Source organism: Streptomyces sp. NPDC001100, from assembly GCF_053598575.1.
This window is the reverse complement of record NZ_JBSFKO010000002.1, coordinates 99,426-124,726: the sequence shown is the minus strand read 5'-3', so window position 1 is coordinate 124,726 and position 25,301 is coordinate 99,426. Positions and strand designations below refer to the sequence as shown.

Below are 25,301 nucleotides of genomic sequence, written 5' to 3'. Positions count from 1 at the left end.
TGTGTCTCGTGCGGCCGTTCCTGTGAAAAACGGGAGGCGGAGCGTCATGCGCAAATCTAGGCTTTTCGAAGAATCCCCGACGACGTGGAGACTGATATGCCAGGCGCCATCTATGCCGAAGGCCTGGTGAAAACCTTCGGCGATGTGAAAGCTCTGGACGGCGTCGACCTCGATGTCCCCGAGGGCACCGTGCTGGGCCTGCTCGGGCCCAACGGCGCGGGCAAGACGACCGCGGTCCGCTGTCTGACCACCCTGCTGCGTCCCGACAGCGGCAAGTTGACCGTCGCGGGCCTCGACGTGCTCAAGCAGCCCAACGAGGTGCGGCGCTCCATCGGCCTCTCCGGCCAGTTCGCCGCGGTCGACGAGTACCTGACCGGCAGGGAGAACCTGCAGATGGTCGGCCAGCTCTACCAGATGAAGTCCAAGGCCGCGAAGGCCCGGGCCGACGAACTGCTCGACCAGTTCAACCTCGCGGACGCCGCCGACCGCACGGCCAAGACCTACTCCGGAGGCATGCGCCGCCGGCTCGACCTCGCGGCGGCCCTGGTCGTCTCCCCGCCCGTGATGTTCATGGACGAGCCGACCACCGGCCTCGACCCGCGCAACCGCCAGATGCTGTGGGAGGTCATCAAGCAGCTCGTCTCCGGCGGTACGACACTGCTGCTGACCACGCAGTACCTCGAAGAGGCGGACCATCTCGCGCACGACATCGCGGTCGTCGACCACGGCAAGGTCATCGCCCGCGGCACCTCCGACCAGCTCAAGGCCCGCACCGGCGGCGAGCGCGTGGAGGTCGTCGTGCACGAGCGCGAGCACATCCCGATCGCCTCGGAGGTGCTGCGCGGCTTCGGCAAGGGCGACACCACCGTCGAGGAGCACACCCGCAAGCTCACCGTGCCCGTCACCGGCGGCGCGAAGCTCCTCGCCGAGGTCATCCGCGAACTCGACACCCGCGGCATCGAGATAGACGACATCGGACTGCGCCGCCCCACTCTCGACGACGTGTTCCTCTCCCTCACCGGCCACCTGGCCGAGGACAAGACCGAGGACAACGGCACGGACACCGCCCCGGACACCAAGGACCGCAAGCACAAGAAGGAGACCGCGAAGTGAGTGCCGTCACCGACGCCGCGCCGATCGCGGCACCGAGCAGCGCACTGGGCCAGTCCGTGCACGACTCCCTGGTCGTCGCCCGACGGAACCTGATCCGCATGAGCCGGATCCCCGAGATGGTGATCTTCGGGCTGATCCAGCCCATCATGTTCGTGGTGCTGTTCACCTACGTCTTCGGCGGTTCCATGCAGATCGGCGGCAGCACCAGCGCCACCGACTACAAGAACTTCCTGATGGCCGGCATCTTCGCGCAGACCGTCACGTTCGCCACCGCCAGCTCCGGCGCGGGCATCGCCGACGACATGCACAAGGGCCTCATCGACCGCTTCCGCTCGCTGCCCATGGCGCGCGGCGCGGTGCTGACCGGGCGGACACTCGCCGACCTCGTACAGACCGCGCTGACCCTCCTGGTCCTCGCGATAGTCGCCCTGCTGGTCGGCTGGCGGGTCGGCTCGGACGGGAGTACCAACGCCGGCAAGGTCCTCGGCGCCTTCGGCCTGCTGCTCCTGCTCGGATACGCGTTCACCTGGATCGGCGCCCTGATCGGGCTCAGCGTCCGTACGCCCGAGGCGGCCACCTCCGGCGGGCTGATCTGGCTCTTCCCGGTGACGTTCATCTCGAACGCGTTCGTGGACACCAGCAATATGACGCCCTGGCTGCGCCACATCGCCGAGTGGAACCCGTTCAGCGCCACCGTGCAGGCCTGCCGGGTGCTCTTCGCCAACCCGGGACAGTCGCCCTCGGACGCCTGGCCCATGGTGCACCCGGTGTGGGCCTCACTGATCTACTCGCTCCTGATCATCCTCATATTCCGGACGCTGGCGGTGCGGAAGTACCGCTCGGCGACGGCCTGAGGAGACGCGGGACACCGGAATCCCGCGGGGCACGGCGAAGCCCCCGGCGCCGCAAGGCGGCCGGGGGCTCGTCGAAGGCGAAGCGTCGGAAACCCGTGGCTCGGGTCCCGCAGGTCACGTCCCGCAGGTCAGCCGTTGTACGGCTCGGCCTTGAGGATCGTCACCGAGGCCTTCTTGCCGTTGGGCAGCTCGTACTGCGCGTCCTGGCCGACCTTGTGGCCGAGCACGCCGGAGCCCAGCGGGGACTGCGGCGAGTAGGTCTCGATGTCGGCGCTCGCGTACTCGCGCGAGGCGAGCAGGAAGGTCATCGTGTCGTCCTCGTCGCCGTCGAAGGCGATCGTGACGACCATGCCGGGCGCGACCGCGCCGTCCGCCGACGCCGGAGCCTCCCCGACCTTGGCCTTCTCCAAGAGCTGGACCAGCTGGCGGATGCGGAGCTCCTGCTTGCCCTGCTCCTCCTTGGCCGCGTGGTACCCGCCGTTCTCGCGCAGGTCGCCCTCCTCGCGCGCAGCCGCGATCTTCGCGGTGACTTCCTCGCGCGCGGGACCAGACAGGTACGCCAGCTCTTCCTTGAGCTTGGTGTACGCCTCCTGCGTAAGCCAGGTGACGTCTTCGCTGGTCTGGGTCACAGGTGCTCCTCGTAGGTACTGGGAATACAAAGCATCGCCCTACCCAGAAGAATGTTCCTTCATGGAAGGGCGAAACCACGAGCCTAACAATTCAACGGCGTCAGGGGGAGGACATAAGGCATCAGAAATACGTCAACGCAGGTCAAGGGCTACGCAACGAGGGTGATGTCAGTCGGAGTGGCAGCCCAGCAGCTCGGCCGTGGTGCCCCTGGCCGTCGTACGCAGGGTGACGACCTTGTCGATACGGGTCGCGGAGCCGCCGAAGTGGAAGTCGGCGCGGCCCACCTCGGACTGGTCGGCGGCCTGGGAGCGCAGGGTGCAGTAGCCGGTGGTGCCGGAGTCCTTGTGGACCTCCAGATGCACCTTGACCTCGTTGTCCGAGGCCTGGAAAGTGATCACTTCGGCGCTGATCTTCGCCTCGACGACATAGTGGTAGGCGAAGTACCCGACGAGGACGAGCAGGGCCGCCGCGAGGACGGTACCGGCGATCTTGAGCTTGTGGTCGGCACGCTCGTCCGACGAGTTGCCGTAGCGGCCCTCGGGCAGTCGCGTACTCGCCGTACTCATGATCGTCCTCCCGGCGAGAGGCTCAAGGGACCTCCGAAACCGGCCCCCGGAATTATTCGCCTCCCGATTCGGTCACTATAGAAGCGCCGATCGCACCCCAGGACACCGGGGCGCCGACTTACTGAGGATTGAGTCTTGACTGACCAGCTGCGACTGATGGCCGTTCACGCGCACCCCGACGACGAGTCGAGCAAGGGCGCGGCCACCATGGCGAAGTACGTGTCCGAGGGGGTGGACGTGCTGGTCGTGACCTGCACGGGCGGGGAGCGCGGCTCCATCCTCAACCCGAAGCTCCAGGGCGACACGTACATCGAGGAGCACATCCACGAGGTGCGCAAGAAGGAGATGGACGAGGCCCGCGAGATCCTCGGCATCAAGCAGGAGTGGCTCGGCTTCGTCGACTCGGGCCTGCCCGAGGGCGACCCGCTGCCGCCGCTGCCCGAGGGCTGCTTCGCGCTGGAGGACGTCGACAAGGCGGCCGGCGAGCTGGTGAAGCAGATCCGCACCTTCCGTCCGCAGGTGATCACCACCTACGACGAGAACGGCGGCTACCCGCACCCCGACCACATCATGACCCACAAGATCTCGATGGTGGCCTTCGAGGGCGCGTCCGACACCGAGAAGTACCCGGAGGGGGAGTACGGCCCGGCGTACCGGCCGCAGAAGCTGTACTACAACCAGGGCTTCAACCGGCAGCGCACCGAGGCACTGCACAAGGCGCTCCTCGACCGGGGCCTGGAGTCGCCGTACGGGGAATGGCTCAAGCGCTGGGACGAGTCCGGCCAGATGCGGGACCGGACGCTGACCACGCACATCCCGTGCGCCGAGTTCTTCGAGATCCGTGACAAGGCGCTGCTCGCGCACGCCACGCAGATCGACCCCGACGGCGGCTGGTTCCGGGTCCCGATGGAGATCCAGAAGGAGGTCTGGCCGACCGAGGAGTACGAGCTCGCGAAGTCTCTGGTCGACACCTCCCTCCCCGAGGACGACCTCTTCGCGGGCATCCGCGACAATGCCTGATATGAGCTCAAGCGCAGCCCTGGCAATGACGCACCTGGTCCCCCTCGCCGAGGTCGACGAGAACAAGGTCACCCCCGGCGTCCTCGGTTTCATCGTCTTCGCGGTGATGGCCCTGGCCGTATGGGGACTGATGAAGTCCATGAGCAAGCAGATGAACAAGGTCGACTTCAAGGAGGCCCCGGACCCGACGGCGGAGTCGGAGTCCGAGGCCGCCGTCGATTCCAAGGCCAAGCAGGGCTGACCGGACGGGCCCGCGCGGGGGTGCTCAGGGCCGGTCCGGCACCGCCACCCCCATCACCTCACGGGCGTGTCGGCTCGGCACCATGCCCAGCCGCCACGCCTGCCAGCCCGCCTCCAGGTTCACGCCCCGCTCCAGCAGCAGCTGATACGCCTCCACGTAGTCGTCGAGTTTCTCGTCGCGGTACGGGTGCCGGGTACGGGCGAGCTGCGCCAGCTCCTCCTGGGCGACCGCCGTGCCGACCTCGACACCGCCGGGGGCCGCGTACGGCAGGAGCGTGGAGCGCAGGAAGCGGGCCCAGTCCTCGCCGCGGTGGTCGCCGTACGAGGTGAACAGGCCGAGCGCCTCGTCGCACAGGGTCAGTGCCTGGGCGGTACGGGCGTTGCCCGCGTCGACCACCGCGAGTTCCAGGCAGGTCCACGCCTCGCCGTGGGCGACGCCGATGCGCTGGAAGTCGGCGCGGGCGTCGACGAGGAGCTGGCGGGCGAAGCCGGAGTTGCGCAGCGAACCCGTCTGGGCGGCGCGCTGGTCACGGGTGACGCGGGCCGAGTGGTGCCGGGCGCAGGCCAGGCCGTAGACGTCCCGCATGCGGGAGAACATGGTGCGGGAGCGTTCGAGCTCGCGGACCGCCAGGTCCAGGTTGCCGGTCTCCTCCAGGGCCTGGCCGAGGTAGTAGACCGTCCAGGCCTCGCCACGGGCGTCCTCGTTGTCGCGGTGCCGGGAGGCCGCCGTGCGCAGGCCGTCCACCGCGGGGGACGGGTCGCCGGCGACCAGCCGGGCCCGGGCCAGCTGGGTCAGCGCCCAGGCCTCGCCGCGGGCGTCGCGGGTACGGCCGTAGAGGCCGAGGGCGGTGGTCAGTTCGTGCTCGGCGCGGGGGATGTCGCCCATGCGCAGGCCGAGTTGGCCGAGCTGGAAGTGGGCCCAGGCCTCGCCGTGCACGGACTCGCCCGCGCGGTGCAGGACCAGGGACTCGGTCAACAGCCGCATGGCTTCGGGGAGTCGGGCCCGGTCGCGCTCGACGGCGGCCAGCGCGTGCATGGTCCAGGCGCGGTCCGTGGCCAGTTGGGGCGGGGCTTGCAGGTCGAGGGCCTCGCGGAGTTTCGCCGCCGCCTCGGTGAGGTTGCCCTGGTGGTGCAGGGTGATGCCGAGGGAGCAGAGGGCGCGGGCGGCGCCGGCGTCGTGGTGGGCCTCCATGTAGAGGTCGACGACGGAGGTGAGGGTGGTGCGCGCCTTGTCGAGTTCGCCGAGCTGCCGGGCCGCGATACCCGTGCGCCACTGCACCGACCGGACAAGGAGCCCTTGGTCGACGGCCTGCGCCAACTCGCTGATCTCGCCCAGCCGGTAGAGGTCGCCGCGCAGCAGGCAGTAGTCGCACAGCGCGCCCAGCAGGTTGAGTACGGCGCCCTGGTCGACGCCCTCCGCGTGCCGCAGCGTCGAGGTGATGAAACTCGACTCGTCGTCCAGCCAGCGCAGCGCCTCGTCGAGCGAGGTGAAGCCGTGCGGGCCGAAGCGGTCAGAGCGGGTCGACATGTTGCCGTCGACCAACCGCAGTACGGAGTCGGCGAGTTCGGCGTAGTTCACGATCAGCCGCTCCTGCGCGGCCGTACGTTCCGAGGACTCCTCCTCGTCGAGGAGGCGGGCCTGGGCGAAGGCGCGGACCAGGTCGTGGAGGCGGTAGCGGGTACCGCGGACGTGGTCGATGAGGCCGGCGCGGGAGAGGGCGACCAGGTGGCGGGTGGCCTCCGTCTGGTCCGTGGCCAGCAGTGCGGCGGCCGCCGCGGCGCCGAGCGAGGCCCGGCCGGCCAGCGCCAGCCGGCGCAGCAGGCTGCGGGCCGGGTCGGACTGGTCGGTGTAGCGCAGCCACAGTGCCCGCTCGACGGGCTCGACCGGGCCGTACGCGCCCAGATCCGTGGCCAGTTGGCGCGGTGAGCGCGGGCCGAGGGACGAGCCCGCGATCCGCAGCGCCAGCGGCAGCCCGCCGCACAACTCCCTGATCCGCTCGTCGGATTCGGCGTCGTAGGGCCCCGAACCGTCCTGCGCCACCCCGCCGAGCAGCTCCTCCGCGCCCGCCGCGTCGAGCGCGTCCACCGGCAACTGGTGCACCCAGGCGGCCAGTTCGGCCGGCAGGTCGAGGGGCTTGCGGGCGGTCACCACGACCAGGCTGTCCGAGCGCTCCGGGACCAGGGTGGCCACCTGCGCGGGATCGGAGGCGTCGTCCAGGACGATCGTCACCGGTAGGCCGGTCAGGTGCTGGTGGTACAACTCGCCAAGTCGCTTGACCTGTTGGTCGGGTGAGGAGCGTTCGCGGAAGAGCAGTTGTTCGCGGGGCGCGCCGAGCCGGTTCAGCAGGTGCAGCAGGGCGTCCCGGGTGGGCAGCGGGGATTCCCCCGGGCTGTCGCCACGCAGGTCCACCACGCACGCACCGCGGAACTGGTCCCGCAGATCGTGTGCGGCACGCACCGCGAGCGTGGTGCGGCCCGAGCCGGGCGCGCCGTGCAGGACGACCACCGTCGGCCGGGTCTCGGTGCTCGCCCGGGCCGCCTGCACCAGCTGCCGGATCCGGGCCAGCTCCGCCCGCCGACCGGCGAACGCCCCCACCGGCTCCGGGAGTTGACCGAACGACTGCTCCAGCACACTGCGTCTGCGCGCCGCGGCACTCTTGTCCGTACCGCGCAGCTGCGGCCCCGGTTTCTTCGTCGGCCCGGTCGAGGCGGCGAGCACCCGCTGCTGGTCCAGGAACGGCCGGATGCCCCGCACCTCCAGCGCCGTCAGCCACTGCAACCGCAACTGCTCGGGCCCGCCGGGCTGGTTCGCGGCACCGGCGCGGTGATGCGCGGCCGGCAGATGGGAGGCGGTCACCTTCACGACGGTCGCCGCCGCACCGACGACACCGACGGTCACCCCCGCGCCCAGCGCGGTACCGGTGCCGGTACCCAGCGCCAGGTCGGCCACGATCGCCGCGACGGCGCCAACGCCCGCCACCAGCAGGGGAGTTCCGCCACCCTCCCTGGCGTACCGCTGCCCGAAGGTGACCTGCCCGGCCGCCGCCTCGTCGAGCGCGTCCGTATAGGCCGCGTACTCCTCGGCCGCCGTCTCCGCCATGGCGTCCAGCGCGGCCCGGGACCGCGCCAGCAGCACCTGCCCCTCGACGCGCCCGCCGGAGCGCCGCACCTCCTCCTCCACGGCCCGAGCCAACAGCCGCTCGGCATCGCTCCGATGGCTGTCCCGCATGTCGCGTCCCCCTCCGACGGCAACTCCCTGGCCTATGAGTGTCCTTCGGGGGAGGCGCGAGCGCGAGAGGGCGACGATCACTCGTTCACTGCGGGGAAGCGGCGAAACGCTCCTCATTCGGGGGAAGGCTCGTCCTCCAGCTCTTCCTGGCCGATTCGTGTGCCCGACTTGTAGATCGTCACGACGCCGTCGTGGATGACATAGCGATACGGGGAGTTGGTGGCTTCGAAACCGTCACTGGTCTGCTTGGCGGACATGGCGATGCCGGCCTCGCGGTGATCGCTGAACTCGCCGAAGTAGTACAGCTTGCCCGCTGTGGTGCGGCACAGCGTGATCTGCTTGTTGCTCGTACGGAAGGCCTTGACCAGCTCGGCGCCGTCGCCGGACGGCAACGCGTCCGCGATGCGCGTGGGGCAGGAAGCCGTGCTCCGGCTCTTGCCGGAATCGTCGGACGTGCCGGAGTGGGCCTGGATCGCGCCGATGCAGCTCTTCGCGGCGAAGAGCAGCACGACACCCAGGACGAGGGCGCCCAGACAGCTCGCACAGCTGTTGTTCTTCTTCGCCGGTGCCGTTGGCGCTACCCAGCGGGGAGTGGGGGTGGAGGGCACCGGTGGGGGCGGGCGGAAGCCGGTCGGGGTGTAACCCGTCGTGGCGGCGGGCGGCGGGTGGAAGAGGCTCTCGGGTCGTGGGCTCGATGCCGTGCGCGTGGCACCGGGGGAGGCCGGACGCGTCGGAGCGGCCTTCCTGGCCGTAGAGCCCGTAGAGCCCGTAGAGCCCGCCGAGGACGTCGACTTCTTCGGGGTCGGCTTCTTGGGCGCCGGTTTCGCCGGGCCGCCCGAAGCGGGTTTGGCCGACTTCGTCGGTGACTTCTTCGCCGTCGGCCTGGCCGTCGGCCTGGCCGCCGGTTTCGTCGCCGCTTTCCAGCCGGTGCCGCAGACGCAACAGACCGTGTCCGACGTGCCGTTGTTCGTGTCGCACTTGGTGCAGCGCCAGTCCGCGGTCGGCCTGGCGGGTGACGGTCGTTTGACGGACGGCCGCGGAGCGTTCTTGCGGGGTGAGGCCGCGGCGGGAGCGGGGGCGGGCGCGCGCCGGGTGCCCTCGCAGATCGTGCAGGACGTCTTCGCGGGCTCGTTGAACGTGTCACAGTCCGCGCAGCGCCAGTTGTCCGTTGCCGCCACCCCTGTACTGCCTTTCCTCGTAGCGCCGAGTCGCGTCGCGTCGTCGCGTGGTCGGGTCCCCGACTCAGTCGGTGTCGTTCGCGATCCGGTCCATGACCTCGTCGAAGAGTTCCTCCGACGCGGCGCCCGTGGGAGCCAGGACCCAGCCGGGCCCCCTCGCGGGGAGCCGGCTGAGGTCGGCGCTCTCGTCCTCGTCGGTGCGCCGGTCCGGCACACCGTGCTCGCGCCGCAGCCGCTGGATCAGATGCTCGACGCCCTGAATGTGGGCGGCGGGGACGCCGACCCGCACCACGATCAGGTCGGTCGCGTCGGACGACGCACTCCTGAACTTGAACATCAACTGGGCGGAGCCGTCGCCCGACACGGGGCCCAGGGACGCCTCGGCACAGCGTTCGGCCTTGGCTTCCAGGACCGCCGCGTCGGGCCAACTCAGCTCCAGGAGCCCTTCGTTGTACTTGAGTTGGAATCCGGGCCATGCCAGGCGCAGGGTCACAGGCTGTTCGCGATCGTCTCGATGATCTCGTCCATCTCGAACTCTTCGAGGCCCTCGCCCGCCTTCGACTCGAAGTGCAGGGTGAGGTCCCACTCCTCGGAGATCGGGTCCTTCCAGGGCTCCTGGTCCGGCGCGAACAGCACCAGCCGCTTGGCCGACTGCTCCATCACGGCGGTCTGGCTGCGGGCGTACCCCCACTGTTCGAAGAGGTCGTCGATGCTGCGCGGGATGTTCGTCGGGTACGTCTGCGCGCCGGCGCCCACGGTGCCGAGGGGGTGAGCGGGGGCGTCCGTGAACATCACGATGACGTGGCGCCTGCGGTCCAGGCCCGTCTCCCAGGGCGAGTTGATGGCGAGGGCGAGCGCTTCGAGGCCCGACTCCGGGATGTCACCGCCGCCGCCCGCGTCGATCCCGCGCACGAATCGTTCGAACTCCTTGGCCTGGTCGGGCAGGCGCAGGAAGTCGGTCTGCTCGATGGCCGACGCCGGGTCGTCGCCGAAGTCCCGGAACGCGATGGTCTTCAGGCGCAGCTGGCTGATCGACTTGCCCTTCTTCGCCATCACGTCGTTGAGCCGGTCGTGGAACTGCAGCGCGCTCGACTTCACGGTGTCGAGGACGGGGAACATGCTGCCGGTCGCGTCGATGCAGAGGACGATGTCGACGGCGTACTGCAGATTGCCCTGGTACTGGTTGTTGCTGGCGCTCATGTGCGGCTCCTGGGTCATGGTGCGTTGCGGTCCCGGCCTCGGTCGCCCAGGTTGATGCGGACGCGCGAGGGCCGGGGAACGGAGGAGGTGGCCGGGGCGGGCGCGGTGTCCGGCTCCGGGGAAGAGGGCGCCGGCTCGGCCGGCGTGGTGCGCGGTGCGGGAGTGGGGCCGGCGGTGCGCTGCTTGAGGTTGGTGCGGACCCGGCTGGTGCGCGGGGACGCTGCCGGGGCCTTCTCCGCGGGCGCCTTCTTCGGTGCCGTGGAGCCTGGTCTGCGGTGCTGGAGGGCGCACACCTTGGGGTCCGACAGGGCCTTCAGATACGTCGTCATGCGCGGGCGCTGCTTGGGGTCCTCCTGGGTCATCGCACGCAGCAGCCCCTGGATCTCGTCCGACAGGCGAGCGTCGAGCCCCAGTCGCTCACCCGCGTTGACCGCGTCCGCCGGGGAGCCGAACCGCTCGTCGTGGCGCGGGAGTTCACCCGTCAGGTACAGATGCGTCATCAGGCCGAGCGCGAACACGTCCACGGCGCACGTCAGCCGCTCGGGCCGGACGGAGCCGTCCTGTTGCAGATAGCGGCGCCACTCCGGCGCCCCGTACAAGGAGTCTCCGGAGATGTCCTCGGGGGCGGGCGGCTTCCCGGCGATGTACGAGTCGTCGAAGTCGATCAACTTGGCGGTGTGGAAGGCCGCGTCGTTCCGCTTCTGCACGAGCACGTTGAGCGGCTTGAGATCGCCGTGCACCACGTCGATGTCGTGCAACTGCTTGAGACTGGTGCCGAGAGTCTTGAGCAGGACCATCTTCTGGCGCGGCTCCAGCGTCTGCGGCTTCTCCAGGCTCGACGTGTCGATGCGCTCGGTGACCTTGTAGTAGGTGCTGGCGTCGTGGAAGAAGTCCGTGGCGAGTACGAGGTTGCCGCCGCCGTGGGCGTCGGGCCTCAGCCGCTCCTTGATGGCGTTATGCCGCTCCTCGAACTCCTGGGCCAGCTGCCGCCTGATCCGCAGGCTCGGCGAGTCGCGGGCATCGTCCTTGGGGCGTTTGGGCTCAAGGAACTGCTTGATGAAGTAGGCGGTGCCGGACTTCTCGGCGAAGGCCCAGATGCACTTTCCGCCGTTGGCGTTGGTGGGTGCGGTGGTGATGCGGTAGCCCGCGATCACGTCTCCTTGCTTCATACGGGCTCCTCGGGCGGGGGCGGCAGGCGTGACTCGTAGTCGCGGCGGTACGCCTGCCACGACCGGTCCTGCCATGCCTTGATACGGGCGGCGGTCTCGTGCGGATTCGCGGTGGGGTCCGGCGCGATCGTGAGCGCGCTCGGTCTGCCCCACGACACCTGGTCGGTCAACCGCTTCAGCCGGGGCGCGAACCGCGACCGCAGATCGCCGAAGTCGGGGTAGCCGAGCATCAGCAGCGCCAGTGAGGCGTCGTCGGCCGTGTAGGACTCCACCTCGTGGCGGAGCAGGTGGGCCCACTCGGCGGCGGTGCCGGCCTGCTGCATCGTGCGCAGCAGGAGGTACTCGAAGTCGGCGGGCGTGTGGACGTAGCCGAAGAACCCGTCCGTGGCTGCCACGAGCACGCACGGCAGGGGCGTGATCAGGTGCTGGGTGTCGATGTCGAAATCCCGGTCGGCGCAGACCAGATTGGTCATCGGCGGGTCGCTGCGCAGGAGTTCCAGCGCGTCGCTCTCCCGGGTGTGGTCGCGGGTGAGGACATGCAGACCGCTCTCCGGCAGCAGTGCGTACGCCCGTGAGTCGCCCGCCCACAGCGGTCGCAGCTCGATCTCCCTCTCGCCCTCGACGATCTGGTAGTGCACGCCCGCGAGCGTGGTGGGCAGTTGTCGGCGCATGGTGCCGCCGATCTTGCTCTGCCGCTGTGGTGCCTTGTGCAGGAAGTACTTCAGATACGCGTGCAGCGACTGTGGTTCGGCGTCCTGACGACCCCTCGTGACGTCGTGGAGCCAGCACTCGGTGGCGAGGCGGGCCGTGCGCGCGCCCACCCAGGCACTGGTCCGGGACGTGCCGTCGGGTGCCTGCCACGCGGGGGCCGCGCCGGCGCCGCCCGAACCGTCGAAGACGGCGAGCATGCCCTGCCCCGACTCCCAGTGGTGGGCGAGGAACGGCTCCGCGTCCTCCCCATGGCCGGGAACCCGCTCGGTCCACACGGACGCCACGTGCAGCAACCCCGCATGTGCGCCCCAGGCCGGCCGGGGCGGCGTGCGAGGAGCCCCCGACGGCCCGGTGGACGGGTCGGGCCCGGGGGTGAGCGTCGCCGACCCGGCGCCTGTCGACGAGGGCAGGGGCGGACGGGCCTGGCCGGAGCTGTCCTGGCCGGGATGGTTCATCGCGGCTCCCCGCCGGAATCGGTGGGCCTGCGTTTGGCGGTTCCACGTACCCGGCTCACCCTCGGCTTCGATGCCTCGGGGGGAGCGGCGGGGCGCTCGGGAGCGCTGCCCGTGGATGGCAGCGGTTCGTCCTCGGGCGGTGCGTCGGAGAACGCCGGACGCCGACGGGGTGCGTCACGGCCGGCGTCCCGCGCGCCTCCTGGGGCGCGGTCCGTACCGGGCTCGCGTCGGCCGCCGGCCGTACGGATTCCGGAGACCCGGCCGGTACCGGGCGCCTCGGGGCCCTTGCGCAGCGTCTCGCCCCGGAGAGGCGCGGATTCGGGCTCCTCCCCGGCGTCCTCGGGCGCACCCGGTCCGAGAGCCCGGGACAGCGAACCGCTCAGTCGTCCCCGCCGGGTCGCCGTGTCGAACAGGCCGTCCCCGTCCCGCAGCACCTCCGCCAGGACCGCGCGCTCCAACTCGGTCTGCTCGAACGGCTCCCGGTCGCTGTCGCCGCGTTCCAGGATCATCCGCATGACCTCGCGCTTGACCTCGCGCTTCTCCGCCTCGCCCTTCTCGATCCAGGCGAGTGCGGCGCGCGGCCCCTCCTTCTCCATGATCTCGGCGATGAGGCCGTCGACGCCTTCCTCGCGGATCATCTCGACATGCCGGGTGCGACGCATGCGGGAGAGCCTGGTCTCCCGCACCACGTCCCTGAACTCGCGACCGCTGGCGGCGATCTCGTCCTCGTCGACCAGCAGCTCGACGTGGATGTTGCGCAGCCGTATCGCGTCGTCGCCGGCGAACGAGGCGAGCGCGGTGTTGAGCGCCCGCTCCGCCTCGTGGAACTCGGCGATGTCGTAGTCCCGGGCCACCTCCCGCAGCGTCCTGCGCAAGTACCCGTGCAGGGCGCCGCTCATGTCACGGATGCCGCGGGCGACGACCTTCGCCGGGTCGGCGACCTTGCAGACCAGGTCGACGCGGCTGCGGAAGGAGAACGTGGGGTCGCGACTGAGCAGCGGTATGTCCAGGACGAGCCGGTGCTCTCCGAGGTCCACCGTGAACACCGAGCTGTAACTGCCGTACCGGGCGGACGGGATCTCCTCGCCGCTGCGGATCGTCAGGGAAGGGCCGCTGTCGCGGACGAGGACCAGGGCGCGGCCGGGGTCCGGCGGTCGCAGTGGACTCGTCAGCCGCCACTTGGGCAGCTCCGCGACTTCAAGGACCGGATCGTACGTCTGTTCCTGCATGTTGTCCGCCACCTCGCTCTCGTACGTCCAGGGATCAGATGCGGCGGCGCAGCCACGCCGCGTTCGCCGACGGGCGGTCGCGGTCGGCCGCCCACTTGTCGAGCCACCACAGAAGCCGTTCGCGGTGCTTGCCGGGTCTGCGCGCCACGTCGGCGAGGAGGTCCGCGATACGGTCGAGGCTCCCGGGGCACAGCGGTGCGTAGGTGTCGATCCACGCCCGCAGGGCCGGCAGCGCGGAATCCTGCACCGGTTGCCTGGCGAGTGCGCGCGCCCACAACTCCGTGACCTGTTCGGCGTGTTCGGGCAGCGAGCTGAGCAGCAGGGGCACGCCCGTGACACCCGGCGTCTCCGTCCCGGCCGACGGACGCTCGTACGGCTGGGAGACCGCGAAGACGAAGGCGGACAGTGTCTTGACGACCATGGGGGACAGGTCCTGGGGCGTGGACCAGTCCAGGTAGGCGTCCAGAAGCACCGCCGCCTGTCCCTGGTGGACGAAGTGGACGCCGCCCCAGGCGACGGCCGGCAGGGTGCCCCAGTCGTCGCCGCGGTCGAGCGCGGCGCGCAGCACACCGACGGCCCGGTCGGGGGCGCCGCGTCCGAGGATCCCGCCGACCGCGTTCGCCGCGGTGCCCGCGAGGCGTCGCTGGTACGCGGAGCTGCCGCCCCTGGCCCATTCGTCCAGCAGGTCCCAGACGGCCTCGGCCGATTCGGGGCGGCTGCCGGCCACCCCGAGCGCGGTCGCCGCGGCCTGCCGCTGCGGCCACGACGTGCTGCCCGCCCAGCCGGTGAGGAACCGGTGAACTGCGTAGTGGTGGTCCGCCCAGGCGAGCACCCCGGCGGCGACGGAGGCGCGGGCCCGCACCTCCAGGTCGCGGTGGCCGAGCAGCCGTCGCAGCCACTCCAGGACGGCATCGCGGCGTCCGTCCAGCGTGCTCCACGCATGGACCAGGACCGCCTGGCCGAGCAGCGCGCCCCGGAACCGGACCCGGGGCGGACCGCCTGCCCCATGCGGTCCAGGTCCGGTGGAGTCCAGCCGGATCCACTGCTGTTCATGGCTGAGCCGGTCGGCGAACCGCAGGTCCGGCGGGGCCGGTTCGGGCGGAGTCAGGGCGGAGTGCAGCTTTACGGCGGCCTCGGCGACGGTGAGGTAGCTGCTCTCCTCAAGCACGGCCGCGGCCAGGGCGAAAGCGACCGGCTCGGGCGCCCGGTGCTGCTGGAACCAGGAACGGACCTGGTCGCTCGGATCGCGCAGGGCCGCGACCGCGGCGGCCAGGTCGCCCTCCGCGGTGATCACCGACGCGAGGTTCGCGGCATGCCGGGCGGCGGGCTGTTCCCGCAGCGCGCTGAGGGCGTTGCCGGCATCGAGGAGGGTGTGCAGCCGGACCAGCGCATCGGGTTCCGGCGCGTGCCCGAGCACCCGGCGCTCCAGGATCACCAGCGGGTCGGGCGGCACGAGTTCGTGCCGGGCGAACGTCTCGCTGCCGGTCGGGCTGGTCGCGGCGAGCGCGAGGTCCTGGCCGCCGGTGAGGACGAGCCGGCAGCCGGCCGCACGCAGTGCGGCGGCGACGGATGCCAGCTGCCGCACCCCGAACTCCCGGGCCTCCGAAGGGCCTTCGCCGATTTCGGCGAGATACCCGCAGTTCTTCGTGGGGGGTTCCCAACCGGCTTCGGCCAGAGCGGACGGATCGAGCAGGCGGTGACAGCCACCGTCCTCGGCGCCGCTGAGGGCGGCGGCCTCGGACAGCAGATTGACGGCGGTGGCCGCGCGCCCGCTGCCGGGTGGCCCGGTCAGCACGAGCAGGGCATGCTCGCACAGGTCGTCGAGAGCCGTGTCGTAGCCGTCGGGCTGAACGAACAGCTCGGTGTACTCGACCAGTTCGACGCCGGTGAGGGCGACCACCGCACCCGAGTGCCGGGGCGCGCCCGTGCCGTGCGCGCCCCCGGTGTTGAATCCACCGCCGAAGCTGACCGTCTCGTTGAAGAGCGCGAGCGTGCCGATGCTGGTTCCGGACGCGTCGGCGTTCAGGCGTGCGGCGATGAGGTCGGCGATGGCGGACGCCTGCCGTGCCTCCGACCGTTCGGCGGCGTCGTGCCCGACGCCCGAGGTGAGTGAGCGCAGCGCGTCCGACTCACTGACGGGCCCGTCCTGCTCCTCGTCGAACGGGCGCGGTTCCTCTTTCGGCGGCTTTTCGCTGGACGCCGCGGTGTCCGGCGGCTCGCTTTCGGCCGCAGATGTGCCGCCGGGCGACCGTGTCGCCGGCGTTGCTTCCTCGCTCAATGACCTGAGTCTTCCGGGCTTGGCGGTGGCGCGGAACGAACCACGCGGGGTGGCGTTCGGGCGCCTACGAGATGTTCCAGTCGCCCTTGATCTCGACCTTCTCGTTGAAGACCTGGGAGTTCTTGATCAGCGCCGCGGTGACCTGCGCGCCCCTGCCCTGGGCCGCGACGGCCTCGTCCACCAGGCGGCGCATGTCGTCCTCGAAGCCGCGATCGAGCAGCATGTGGGCGGCGATCAGCCGCTCCAGGGCCTGCTGCGCGCTCTCGTCGTCCGGGGACCGGGTGACCGCCGCGAGCGCGGATTCGGCCGCGGAGTCGCCACGGAACCGGGCGCGAACCCGCGCGACCAGCCGGGCACCGCCGTTCCACCCCGAGCGCCCGGCCTCCTCGGCGGCACTCTCCAGTGCCGCCTTGACCACGAGCGCGGCACCTGCGGCTGCGACAGCCGTCACCGGATCCATCTCGTTCCCCCGTTTTTTCACCTGCGGGCCGCTGACACACGCAAGCCCGGCCAATCAGGCTAGGTCACCGGTGTGGAGGTGGCGCAGGCTTTCTGTGTGCCTTCCAGAGGTTGACTGGAAGTAGCCGTTTGTGCACATCGGCACACGGAGCGTTCCGGGCCGGCCACGTCGCCCGGGATCCCGGCGGCCGATGCGGTTTCCCCGGTTGTGCGACGATGCCGGTATGAACCGACTGGCCGACTCGCAGTCGCCCTACCTGCTCCAGCACGCCTCCAATCCGGTGGACTGGTGGCCATGGGGAGAGGAGGCGATGGCGGAGGCCAAGCGGCGAAACGTACCCGTGCTGCTGTCCGTCGGATACTCGGCGTGCCACTGGTGTCACGTCATGGCCCACGAGTCCTTCGAGGACCACCCCACCGCCGACTACCTCAACGAGCACTTCGTCAGCATCAAGGTCGACCGCGAGGAACGCCCGGACGTCGACGCCGTCTACATGGAAGCCGTGCAGGCGGCGACCGGCCAGGGCGGCTGGCCGATGACCGTGTTCCTCACGCCCGACGCCGAACCCTTCTACTTCGGCACCTACTTCCCGCCCTCCCCCCGTCACGGCATGCCCTCCTTCCGGCAGGTGCTCGAAGGGGTGCGCAGTGCCTGGGCCGACCGCCGGGACGAGGTCGCCGAGGTCGCCGGAAAGATCACCCGGGATCTGTCGCAGCGGGAGATCGACTACGGCGGCACCGAGGCGCCCGGCAAGGAGGAGCTGGCGCAGGCGCTGCTCGGGCTCACCCGTGAGTACGACCCGCAGCGCGGGGGATTCGGGGGTGCGCCCAAGTTCCCGCCGTCCATGGTCGTCGAGTTCCTGCTGCGGCACCATGCCCGCACCGGTTCCGAGGGTGCGCTGGAGATGGCGCAGGACACCTGTGAGCGGATGGCGCGCGGCGGTATCTACGACCAGCTCGGGGGCGGGTTCGCGCGGTACTCCGTCGACCGCGAGTGGGTGGTGCCGCACTTCGAGAAGATGCTCTACGACAACGCCCTGCTCTGCCGTGTCTACGCCCACCTGTGGCGCAGCACGGGATCCGAACTCGCCCGTCGCGTCGCCGTGGAGACCGCCGACTTCATGGTGCGTGAACTCCGCACCGCCGAGGGCGGGTTCGCCTCCGCGCTCGACGCCGACAGCGACGAAGGGACCGGGACCGGCCGGCATGTCGAGGGTGCCTACTACGTCTGGACGCCCGAGCAGCTCGCCCAGGTGCTCGGCGCGGACGACGCGGAACTCGCCGCCCAGTACTTCGGCGTGACGGACGAGGGCACCTTCGAGGAGGGGCAGTCGGTCCTCCAACTCCCGCAGACCGAAGGGGTCTTCGACGCCGAGAAGATCGCGTCGGTCAGGAGCCGCCTCCTTGCGGCCCGTTCGCGGCGTCCCGCCCCCGGCCGTGACGACAAGGTCGTCGCCGCCTGGAATGGGCTCGCGATCGCCGCGCTCGCCGAGACCGGCGTCTACTTCGACCGGCCCGACCTGGTCGAGGCCGCCGTCTCCGCCGCCGATCTCCTCGTACGGCTGCATCTCGACGAGCACGCCAAGCTCGCCCGCACCAGCAAGGACGGTCAAGTCGGCTCGAACGCGGGGGTGTTGGAGGACTACGCCGATGTCGCGGAGGGCTTCCTCACGCTGGCGTCGGTCACCGGGGAGGGGGTGTGGCTGGAGTTCGCCGGGTTCCTGCTGGACCATGTGCTCGCCGGGTTCGTGGACGAGTCGGGGGCGCTCTACGACACCGCCGCCGACGCCGAGCGGCTCATCCGCCGGCCGCAGGATCCGACCGACAACGCCACGCCCTCCGGCTGGACCGCCGCCGCGGGCGCCCTGCTGAGCTACGCGGCCCAGACCGGTGCCGAGCCCCATCGCAGCGCCGCCGAGCGGGCGTTGGGGGTCGTGAAGGCGCTCGGGCCGCGCGTTCCCCGCTTCATCGGGTGGGGGCTCGCGGTCGCCGAGGCGTACCTCGACGGGCCGCGCGAGGTCGCCGTCGTAGCGCCCTCGCTCGATGACGAAGCGGCAAAAGCCCTGCACCGTACGGCGCTTCTGGGGACCGCGCCCGGTGCGGTGGTCGCCTTCGGGGTCGCGGAGAGTGAGGAACTGCCGTTGCTCGCGGACCGGCCGCTGGTGGGTGGTGAACCGGCCGCGTATGTCTGCCGTAACTTCACCTGTGACGCGCCGACGACCGATCCCGAGCAGTTGCGCACCGCGCTGAGCAGGTGAAACGGCAGAGTCGTAACCACCCCAAACGCGACCAGCGAGCGAAATGCTCATTCGTGGGTCGCATTGTGAGGAAACACGCTCTTCACTGAAATCACCTGTCCACTTCACAGACCGCCCATAGTCTCGGCCCCGTGACGCGACGGAGGTAACTACCCGTCGCGCCGGGGGGAATTGGGATCTGGGGGGATCTGCTGTGCTGACGTCCGTATTCGTCGCTGCCGTTTCGCTTGCCCTGTTCTGGATGGCGGCCTTCACTCTGTGGTGGCAGATGCACGCGTGGCGTACGCCCGAAGTGCTCGCCTCCACCCGCTTCAGCAGCCCGGACGGGGACGAGCACGTCTCGTTCTCGTTGCTGCTGCCGGCCCGGCACGAACAGGCCGTGCTGGACCACACCATCCAGCGCCTGCTGGAGTCCACGCACACCGACTTCGAGATCATCGTGATCGTGGGGCACGACGACCCCGGGACAGCGGCGGTGGCCCACAGCGCCGCCGAGCGCGACCCGCGCGTCCGGGTCGTCGTCGACACGCACGAGAAGAAGAACAAGCCGAAGGCCATGAACACGGCGCTGCCGCACTGCCGCGGCGATGTCGTCGGGGTCTTCGACGCCGAGGACCAGGTCCATCCTGAGCTGCTCGCCCATGTCGACCACGCGTTCCGCACGACGGGCGCGGACGTCGTCCAAGGGGGCGTCCAGCTCATCAACTTCCACTCCAGCTGGTACAGCCTGCGCAACTGCCTGGAGTACTTCTTCTGGTTCCGCTCCCGGCTGCATCTGCACGCGCAGAAAGGGTTCATCCCGCTGGGCGGCAACACCGTCTTCGTGCGGACGGACGTGCTCAGGGAAGCCGACGGCTGGGACCCCGACTGCCTTGCCGAGGACTGCGACCTGGGCGTCCGGCTGTCCAGTGTCGGCAAGAAGGTCGTCGTCGCCTACGACTCCGACATGGTGACCCGGGAGGAGACCCCCGGCTCGCTCATGTCCCTGCTGAAGCAGCGAACCCGCTGGAACCAGGGCTTCCTTCAGGTCTACCGGAAGAAGGACTGGAAGCAACTCCCGGGCTTCGGGCAGCGGTTGCTCGCCCGCTACACGCTGATGACCCCGTTCCTGCAAGCCTTCTCCGGGGTGATCATCCCGCTCAACGCGGCGGTCGCGCTCTTCCTGGACGTGCCGGTCGGCATCGCCTTCCTCACCTTCCTGCCGCTGGTCACCGCCGCGGTCACCTTCGTCTTCGAGGTCGTCGGACTGCACGACTTCGGCAAGCAGTACGGACTCCGCGTCCGCGCCGTCCACTATCTGAAGCTCGTCGTGGGCGGCCCCTTCTACCAGGTCCTCCTGGCCGGAGCCGCGATCCGCGCAGTGTGGCGTGAGCAACGTGGCCGAAACGACTGGGAGTTGACCTCCCATGTCGGCGCGCACCTCACCGAACCCGCAGTGATCCGAGAGGACGTTCCTGCGTGACTTCCACCCTTCCCGCGGCGACCACCACGGTCCCCGCGCAGCGGCAGCCTGCGCCTGAAACCGGTTCGGCGGGTCGAACGACACCCCCGAGCAGACTCCGTTCCTCCCGCCCCGACCTCCTCCTCTGCGGCCTGCTCCTCACCGCGATCCTGGTCGTGCAGGGCTGGAACATCGCCGACTACCCGACCCTCAGCGACGACGAGGGCACCTACCTCGCCCAGGCCTGGGCCGTCCAGCAGGGCACCGGCCTCGCCCACTACACCTACTGGTACGACCACCCGCCGCTCGGCTGGATCCAGATCGCCCTGCTCACCTGGATCCCCGCACACCTCAGCCCCGACTCGATGACCGTCGGCACCATGCGCCTCGCGATGCTGGCGATCAGCGCGATCAGCGCGGTCCTCGTCTACGTCCTCGCCCGCCGCCTGTCCCTGCCCCGCTGGGCCGGCGGACTCGCCATGCTGCTCTTCGGACTCTCCCCGCTGTCCGTGATCCTCCAGCGGGAGATCTTCCTCGACAACATCGCCGTGATGTGGATGCTGCTCGCGTTCTGCCTGGCCGCGTCCCCAAGTCGCCATCTCTGGCACCACTTCGGTGCCGGGCTCGCAGCCGCGGCCTCGGTCCTCACCAAGGAGACGATGGTCGTCGTCCTGCCCGCGCTGGTGGTCACCATGTGGCGCCACGGACACCGCGACACCAGGAAGTTCGCGCTCACCGGCGCCATCACGGCCTGCGTCCTGATCGGCGGCGCGTACCCTCTCTTGGCCCTGCTCAAGGGCGAGTTGCTGCCCGGCAGCGGCCATGTCTCCCTCTGGGACGGCCTCAAGTACCAGATGACCAGGCCTGGTTCGGGCTTCATCCTCGACCAGGGCTCGGGCTCCTACGGCGTACTCCACTCGTGGCTCTACTACGACCGAGTCCTGCCCCTGGGCGGCCTCGCCGGAGCGCTGCTCCTGCTGCTCACCTGGCGCTGGTCGGTCACCGCCCGCTCGCTCGCCGGACCGGCGCTGACCGTGGCGATCCTCGCCGCCGTAGCCCTCCGGCCGGGCGGTTATCTGCCCGCCATGTACGTCATCGGCGCACTGCCCTTCCTCGCCCTGGTCCTCGCCGGAGGCACCGCCTCGGTCGCCCACGCGGTGCTGCGCAGACGGCGGCGCGAGGGGGAGAAACGGTACGTCACCGGAGGCCGGTACGCGCTCGCGGTGGTCCTCGCCCTCGCCGCCGGCGCCTATGTCGTACCGCACTGGTATGACGGCGACCGCACCGCGGTGACCGCGGATGCCAACGCCCCCTACCGGGCAGCCTCCAGGTGGCTGTCCACCGAGGTGAAGGACCCGAAGGACACCCGGGTCCTCGTCGACGACGCGCTCTGGCTGGACCTGGTGCACGCCGGGTACCGGCCCGGGCTCGGGGTCGTCTGGTTCTACAAGGCCGACCTCGACCCGGCCGTCACCAAGACACTGCCCCACGGCTGGCGGGACATCGACTACGTGGTGGCCTCCCCGACGGTACGGCGCGACGCGGTCGACCTGCCCAACGTCAAGGCGGCGATCGAGCACTCCACACCCGTCGCCACCTTCGGGACCGGCGACGACCGCATCGAGATCCGGCAGGTCCGGTCCGAGACCGTGGGAGCCCAGCGATGAGCCAAGAGTCCACAGTTCCCGGGGAGTTGGGTGAACCGGCCCTACAGGGCGCGGAGTTGGCCGAGCCCGGTGCCGTCACCATCGTCGTACCGACCTTCAACGAGTCCGGGAACGTACGGGAGTTGCTGCACCGGATCACCGAGTCCGTGCCGACCCGGCTGCCCTGCGAGGTCGTCTTCGTCGACGACTCCACCGACGACACCCCCGAGGTGATCTCCGCGGCCGCGCGGAACTGCCCGTTCCCGGTGACCGTGCTGCACCGGGAGGAGCCGGCCGGCGGGCTCGGGGGCGCGGTCGTCGAGGGGATGCGGAGGGCGTCGTCGGACTGGATCGTCGTCATGGACGGCGATCTCCAGCATCCGCCGTCCCTGGTACCGGAGTTGGTCGGTACGGGGGAGCGGGCGCACGCCGGGCTCGTCGTAGCCTCCCGGTACATCAAGGGCGGCAGCCGCGAGGGACTGGCCGGCGGCTACCGCATCGCCGTTTCCCGTGCGGCGACCTGGCTCACCAAGGGCCTCTTCCCGCGCAGACTGCGGGGCATCAGCGACCCGATGAGCGGCTTCTTCGCGATCCGGCGCAGCGCGGTGACGGCTGAGGCGCTCAAGCCGCTCGGCTACAAGATCCTGCTCGAACTCGCCGTCCGCAGCCGCCCGCACACGGTCACCGAGGTGCCGTTCGTCTTCCAGGACCGCTTCGCCGGCGAGTCCAAGTCGACCGCGCGGGAAGGCTTTCGCTTCCTGCGCCATCTGCTCGGGCTGCGCACCGCGTCGCCGGTCGCCCGCATGCTGGTCTTCGGCCTGATCGGCGCCACCGGATTCCTCCCGAACCTGGCCGGCCTCTGGGCACTCACGAAAGCGGGCATGCACTACGTCCCCGCCGAGATCCTCGCCAACCAGTTCGGTGTGGCCTGGAACTTCCTGCTCATCGAGCACCTCCTGTTCCGCGACCGCCGGATGCACCGCAACTGGTGGGACCGGACGGGCCGGTTCGCACTGCTCGCCAACGCCGACCTGGTGCTGCGCATCCCGCTGATCGCCCTGTTCGTGCACCGGTTCGGGATGAGCGCCGTGTCGGCGACCGCGCTCGCGCTGGTCGCCACGTTCGTCCTGCGCTTCGTCGGCACCGAAGCACTGGTCTATCTCCCGCGCAGCAAGGGGAGTTGTACGGAACCGAGGAGAGGCGCGTGAACAAGTACCGCAGAAGAACCGCGTTCGCCGGTGTGGGGACGCTGACCGCCGGACTGCTGCTGACCTCGCCGCAGTCCGCCGAGGCCGCGAACCTCGTCCTCAACCCGGGCTTCGAGACGGCGGGCGGTGACGGGATGCCGTCCTGCTGGGAGAAGTCCGGCTGGGGCGACAACGACTTCGACTTCACGACCACTTCGGACGCGCACTCCGGTTCCAAGGCCATGAAGGTCACCGTCACGCGGCGCGTCGACGGTGACCGCAAGGCGCTGATCACCGAGTCCACGACCTGCGCGCCGGTGGTGACGGCGGGCAGGCAGTACGACCTCGGGCTCTGGTACAAGACGACGACTCCCGACGCGAACATCACCCTCTTCCGGCACGACACCACCGCCGGCTGGCAGTACTGGACCGACCTCAAGACCCTGGAGATGCAGGGCAGTTGGACCCAGGCGAGCGTCCGCACACCGGAGGTCCCGGCCGGTACCGACCGGATTACCTGGGGTGTCTCGGTCTACGGCACCGGGTCCGCGACCACCGACGACTACACGATGGACCAGGTCCCGGACACGCTCCCGCCCGCGACCTGTACGGCGACGGCGGAGGAGTGCGCGAACGGGCGTTGGGACGTCCTCCCGACGCAGAACCCCGTCCGCTCGATGCACTCCGTCGTCCTCAACAACGGCAAGGTGCTGCTGATCGCGGGCTCCGGGAACAGCCAGGAGCAGTTCGACGCGGGGACGTTCACGAGTGCGGTGTACGACCCGGTCGCCGGGACGTACAAGGTGATCCCGACGCCGAAGGACATGTTCTGCTCGGGGCACATCCAGCTGCAGGACGGCCGGGTGCTGGTGCTGAGCGGCAACAAGGCGTTCCCGGCGGCGGACGGTTCGCACGGCTACGAGGGGTACAAGGACTCGTACATCTTCGACCCGGTGACCGAGACGTACAGCAAGACCAACGACCTCAACGACGGGCACTGGTACCCGTCGGCGACCGAGCTCGGCAACGGTGACGTCGTCTCCTTCGGCGGGCTGCGGGAGGACTCGACGGGGTCGGTGACGGCCGAGTACTGGTCGGACGCGCAGCAGAAGTGGCTGCCGTTGTCGCAGGTCAACCAGACCTGGTCGTACTGGGGGCTGTACCCGTCGATGGTCCTGATGCAGGACGGCCGGCTCTTCTACACGGGCAGTCATGTCTTCGGGAACAACATCCCGGGGACGGGCAGCGCGATCTACGACTACTCCGCCAACACGGTCACGTCGGTCCCGGGGCTCCAGAACAAGGACCAACGCGACCAGTCCGCAAGCGTGTTGCTGCCTCCGGCGCAGGACCAGAAGGTCCTCACCATCGGCGGCGGCAACATCGACTCCAACCCCGACGCCAACCGGCTGACCGACATCATCGACCTCAAGGCGGCCAACCCGGTCTACACGGTCGGCCCCCAGATCCCGCAGGGGACCGTCGACCTGGGGAACGGTCCGGTGGCCGAGACCGGCGCGCAGGGCAAGATGTACGTGTCCGCCGTACTGCTGCCGGACGGCACGGTGCTGGAGACCGGCGGCGCGCTGCACAACCGGGCGAACCCCGTCTACGAGGCGTCGATCTTCGACCCGGCGACGACGACGTTCGACCCGGTGGCCGCCGACCCCGAGGCCCGCGGCTACCACTCCTCGTCCTTCCTGCTGCCGGACGGGCGGGTGATGTCGACCGGTGACAACCCGGGCAACGGCACCTGGAACCACAACGTCTCGATCTACACCCCGCCGTATCTCCTCAAGGGCACGCGGCCGACGATCACTTCGGTGATCGACAACGAGTGGGAGTACGGCGACACCCAGACGATCACCGTCGACCGGCCCATCGCCAAGGCGGAGTTGATCCGCCCGGCGGCGGTCACGCACTCCTCGGACCCGAACCAGCGGTTCGTGGACCTGCCGCTCTCGGTGAACGGCAACACGGTCGACCTGAACGTGACGAGCAACCCCGACCTGGCACCGCCCGGCTGGTACATGCTCTTCGCGGTCGACGCCAACGGTGTCCCGTCCGTGGCCAAGTGGGTCCATCTGCAGGGCCCTTCGGCCCTGACCACGGACACCGCCTCCGCCCATGTCCACTCCTTCGCGGACTCTCTGACGGGCAAGGTCACCGGGCCCGGCAAGAAGCGCACCTCGCAGAAGGTCAGCCCGACCATCTCCGGCTGCGACCGCCACTACGGCACGATCAACGTCTGCGTCCCGACGGTCTTCCCGACGGAGGTCAGGTCGACGACCGCGGCCCGCTGTTCCTGGCTCCGGCAGAACGACTACGGCCGCCTGGAGGTCAACGGCAAGGACGATCCGCTGCGGCTCGACCCGAACGGGGACGGGGTTGCTTGCGGGAAGGGTGACGTGAAGACCGTGGAGAAGAAGCGGTAGTTG

20 protein-coding genes are annotated in these 25,301 nt (G+C 70.1%); 9 read left to right on the top strand and 11 right to left on the bottom strand.

Translation table 11 applies throughout. The annotated features are described in order from the left end of the window. The first annotated feature begins 96 nt into the window (after positions 1-96). Positions 97-1,113, top strand: a complete 1,017-nt coding sequence (locus ACWDEW_RS02800; RefSeq protein ID WP_450508958.1) for an ATP-binding cassette domain-containing protein — start codon at positions 97-99, stop codon at positions 1,111-1,113. After that, positions 1,110-1,967 carry an ABC transporter permease gene (locus ACWDEW_RS02795; RefSeq protein ID WP_450508956.1) on the top strand — a complete coding sequence of 286 codons (858 nt, stop codon included), beginning with the start codon at positions 1,110-1,112 and terminating at the stop codon, positions 1,965-1,967. The genes ACWDEW_RS02800 and ACWDEW_RS02795 overlap by 4 nt, the downstream gene beginning before the upstream one ends. A 128-nt stretch (positions 1,968-2,095) precedes the next feature. On the opposite strand, the gene greA is transcribed toward ACWDEW_RS02795, so the two are convergent. Further along, a complete protein-coding gene (gene greA / locus ACWDEW_RS02790) occupies positions 2,096-2,596 on the bottom strand; it encodes a transcription elongation factor GreA (RefSeq protein WP_450508954.1) in 501 nt (166 codons plus the stop codon). 168 nt (positions 2,597-2,764) lie between these two features. Further along, positions 2,765-3,163 carry a DUF4307 domain-containing protein gene (locus ACWDEW_RS02785; protein WP_450508952.1) on the bottom strand — a complete coding sequence of 133 codons (399 nt, stop codon included), beginning with the start codon at positions 3,161-3,163 and terminating at the stop codon, positions 2,765-2,767. Between the two features lie 156 nt (positions 3,164-3,319). Here ACWDEW_RS02785 and mca point away from each other — a divergent pair, with 156 nt between their 5' ends. Both mca and ACWDEW_RS02775 read left to right on the top strand, forming a co-directional pair. Further along, complete coding sequence (gene mca / locus ACWDEW_RS02780) at positions 3,320-4,183, top strand: mycothiol conjugate amidase Mca (protein ID WP_450509472.1); 864 nt, start codon at positions 3,320-3,322, stop codon at positions 4,181-4,183. 25 nt (positions 4,184-4,208) lie between these two features. Beyond that, positions 4,209-4,424 (top strand): hypothetical protein, encoded by a 216-nt coding sequence (locus ACWDEW_RS02775; protein WP_450509471.1) that lies wholly within the window; start codon positions 4,209-4,211, stop codon positions 4,422-4,424. Positions 4,425-4,448: 24 nt separating this feature from the next. Here the strand turns inward: ACWDEW_RS02775 and ACWDEW_RS02770 are convergent, their stop codons facing one another. The 9 genes from ACWDEW_RS02770 to ACWDEW_RS02730 all read right to left on the bottom strand — a co-directional run bounded on the left by ACWDEW_RS02770 (position 4,449) and on the right by ACWDEW_RS02730 (position 16,332). Further along, positions 4,449-7,652, bottom strand: coding sequence for a tetratricopeptide repeat protein (locus tag ACWDEW_RS02770; RefSeq protein WP_450508950.1), 3,204 nt, complete (start codon positions 7,650-7,652; stop codon positions 4,449-4,451). 113 nt (positions 7,653-7,765) lie between these two features. Continuing rightward, positions 7,766-8,830, bottom strand: coding sequence for a hypothetical protein (locus ACWDEW_RS02765; protein ID WP_450508949.1), 1,065 nt, complete (start codon positions 8,828-8,830; stop codon positions 7,766-7,768). Between the two features lie 64 nt (positions 8,831-8,894). Continuing rightward, entirely contained in the window at positions 8,895-9,323 is a 429-nt protein-coding gene (locus ACWDEW_RS02760; RefSeq protein ID WP_450508947.1) for a hypothetical protein, read from the bottom strand. After that, a complete protein-coding gene (locus tag ACWDEW_RS02755) occupies positions 9,320-10,030 on the bottom strand; it encodes a vWA domain-containing protein (RefSeq protein ID WP_450508945.1) in 711 nt (236 codons plus the stop codon). Before ACWDEW_RS02755 ends, ACWDEW_RS02760 begins: the two co-directional genes overlap by 4 nt. A 14-nt stretch (positions 10,031-10,044) precedes the next feature. Next, a complete protein-coding gene (locus ACWDEW_RS02750) occupies positions 10,045-11,199 on the bottom strand; it encodes a protein kinase domain-containing protein (protein WP_450508943.1) in 1,155 nt (384 codons plus the stop codon). Beyond that, the gene (locus ACWDEW_RS02745) at positions 11,196-12,365 is read right to left on the bottom strand and encodes a serine/threonine protein phosphatase (protein WP_450508941.1); all 1,170 of its coding nucleotides are present in this window, start codon (positions 12,363-12,365) and stop codon (positions 11,196-11,198) included. Before ACWDEW_RS02745 ends, ACWDEW_RS02750 begins: the two co-directional genes overlap by 4 nt. After that, positions 12,362-13,594, bottom strand: coding sequence for a hypothetical protein (locus ACWDEW_RS02740; RefSeq protein ID WP_450508939.1), 1,233 nt, complete (start codon positions 13,592-13,594; stop codon positions 12,362-12,364). The genes ACWDEW_RS02745 and ACWDEW_RS02740 overlap by 4 nt, the downstream gene beginning before the upstream one ends. A gap of 34 nt (positions 13,595-13,628) precedes the next feature. Further along, positions 13,629-15,872 carry a hypothetical protein gene (locus tag ACWDEW_RS02735; RefSeq protein WP_450508937.1) on the bottom strand — a complete coding sequence of 748 codons (2,244 nt, stop codon included), beginning with the start codon at positions 15,870-15,872 and terminating at the stop codon, positions 13,629-13,631. A 64-nt stretch (positions 15,873-15,936) separates the two neighbouring features. Next, positions 15,937-16,332 (bottom strand): hypothetical protein, encoded by a 396-nt coding sequence (locus ACWDEW_RS02730; RefSeq protein ID WP_450508935.1) that lies wholly within the window; start codon positions 16,330-16,332, stop codon positions 15,937-15,939. Between the two features lie 223 nt (positions 16,333-16,555). Between ACWDEW_RS02730 and ACWDEW_RS02725 the strand changes: the two genes are divergently transcribed. From ACWDEW_RS02725 to ACWDEW_RS02705, 5 genes are all read left to right on the top strand, one after another. After that, positions 16,556-18,589: a thioredoxin domain-containing protein gene (locus ACWDEW_RS02725; RefSeq protein ID WP_450508934.1), complete on the top strand. Its 2,034-nt coding sequence runs from the start codon at positions 16,556-16,558 to the stop codon at positions 18,587-18,589. 193 nt (positions 18,590-18,782) lie between these two features. Next, on the top strand, positions 18,783-20,051 hold the full coding sequence (locus ACWDEW_RS02720; RefSeq protein WP_450508932.1) for a glycosyltransferase: 1,269 nt from the start codon (positions 18,783-18,785) through the stop codon (positions 20,049-20,051). Continuing rightward, the gene (locus tag ACWDEW_RS02715; protein WP_450508930.1) at positions 20,048-21,697 is read left to right on the top strand and encodes an ArnT family glycosyltransferase; all 1,650 of its coding nucleotides are present in this window, start codon (positions 20,048-20,050) and stop codon (positions 21,695-21,697) included. Before ACWDEW_RS02720 ends, ACWDEW_RS02715 begins: the two co-directional genes overlap by 4 nt. Further along, complete coding sequence (locus ACWDEW_RS02710) at positions 21,694-22,884, top strand: glycosyltransferase (RefSeq protein WP_450508928.1); 1,191 nt, start codon at positions 21,694-21,696, stop codon at positions 22,882-22,884. Before ACWDEW_RS02715 ends, ACWDEW_RS02710 begins: the two co-directional genes overlap by 4 nt. Further along, entirely contained in the window at positions 22,881-25,298 is a 2,418-nt protein-coding gene (locus ACWDEW_RS02705; RefSeq protein ID WP_450508926.1) for a galactose oxidase-like domain-containing protein, read from the top strand. The genes ACWDEW_RS02710 and ACWDEW_RS02705 overlap by 4 nt, the downstream gene beginning before the upstream one ends. Positions 25,299-25,301 lie beyond the last annotated feature (3 nt).

What these genes read in the sequence shown, in the direction of transcription:
- ACWDEW_RS02745 (WP_450508941.1), bottom strand. Translation starts at nt 12,365, where the DNA reads ATGAACCATCCCGGCCAGGACAGCTCCGGCCAGGCCCGTCCGCCCCTG.
- ACWDEW_RS02755 (WP_450508945.1), bottom strand. Translation starts at nt 10,030, where the DNA reads ATGAGCGCCAGCAACAACCAGTACCAGGGCAATCTGCAGTACGCCGTC.
- ACWDEW_RS02730 (WP_450508935.1), bottom strand. Translation starts at nt 16,332, where the DNA reads ATGGATCCGGTGACGGCTGTCGCAGCCGCAGGTGCCGCGCTCGTGGTC.
- ACWDEW_RS02800 (WP_450508958.1), top strand. Translation starts at nt 97, where the DNA reads ATGCCAGGCGCCATCTATGCCGAAGGCCTGGTGAAAACCTTCGGCGAT.
- ACWDEW_RS02725 (WP_450508934.1), top strand. Translation starts at nt 16,556, where the DNA reads ATGAACCGACTGGCCGACTCGCAGTCGCCCTACCTGCTCCAGCACGCC.
- mca (WP_450509472.1), top strand. Translation starts at nt 3,320, where the DNA reads ATGGCCGTTCACGCGCACCCCGACGACGAGTCGAGCAAGGGCGCGGCC.
- ACWDEW_RS02710 (WP_450508928.1), top strand. Translation starts at nt 21,694, where the DNA reads ATGAGCCAAGAGTCCACAGTTCCCGGGGAGTTGGGTGAACCGGCCCTA.
- ACWDEW_RS02775 (WP_450509471.1), top strand. Translation starts at nt 4,209, where the DNA reads ATGACGCACCTGGTCCCCCTCGCCGAGGTCGACGAGAACAAGGTCACC.
- ACWDEW_RS02785 (WP_450508952.1), bottom strand. Translation starts at nt 3,163, where the DNA reads ATGAGTACGGCGAGTACGCGACTGCCCGAGGGCCGCTACGGCAACTCG.
- ACWDEW_RS02770 (WP_450508950.1), bottom strand. Translation starts at nt 7,652, where the DNA reads ATGCGGGACAGCCATCGGAGCGATGCCGAGCGGCTGTTGGCTCGGGCC.
- ACWDEW_RS02750 (WP_450508943.1), bottom strand. Translation starts at nt 11,199, where the DNA reads ATGAAGCAAGGAGACGTGATCGCGGGCTACCGCATCACCACCGCACCC.
- ACWDEW_RS02740 (WP_450508939.1), bottom strand. Translation starts at nt 13,594, where the DNA reads ATGCAGGAACAGACGTACGATCCGGTCCTTGAAGTCGCGGAGCTGCCC.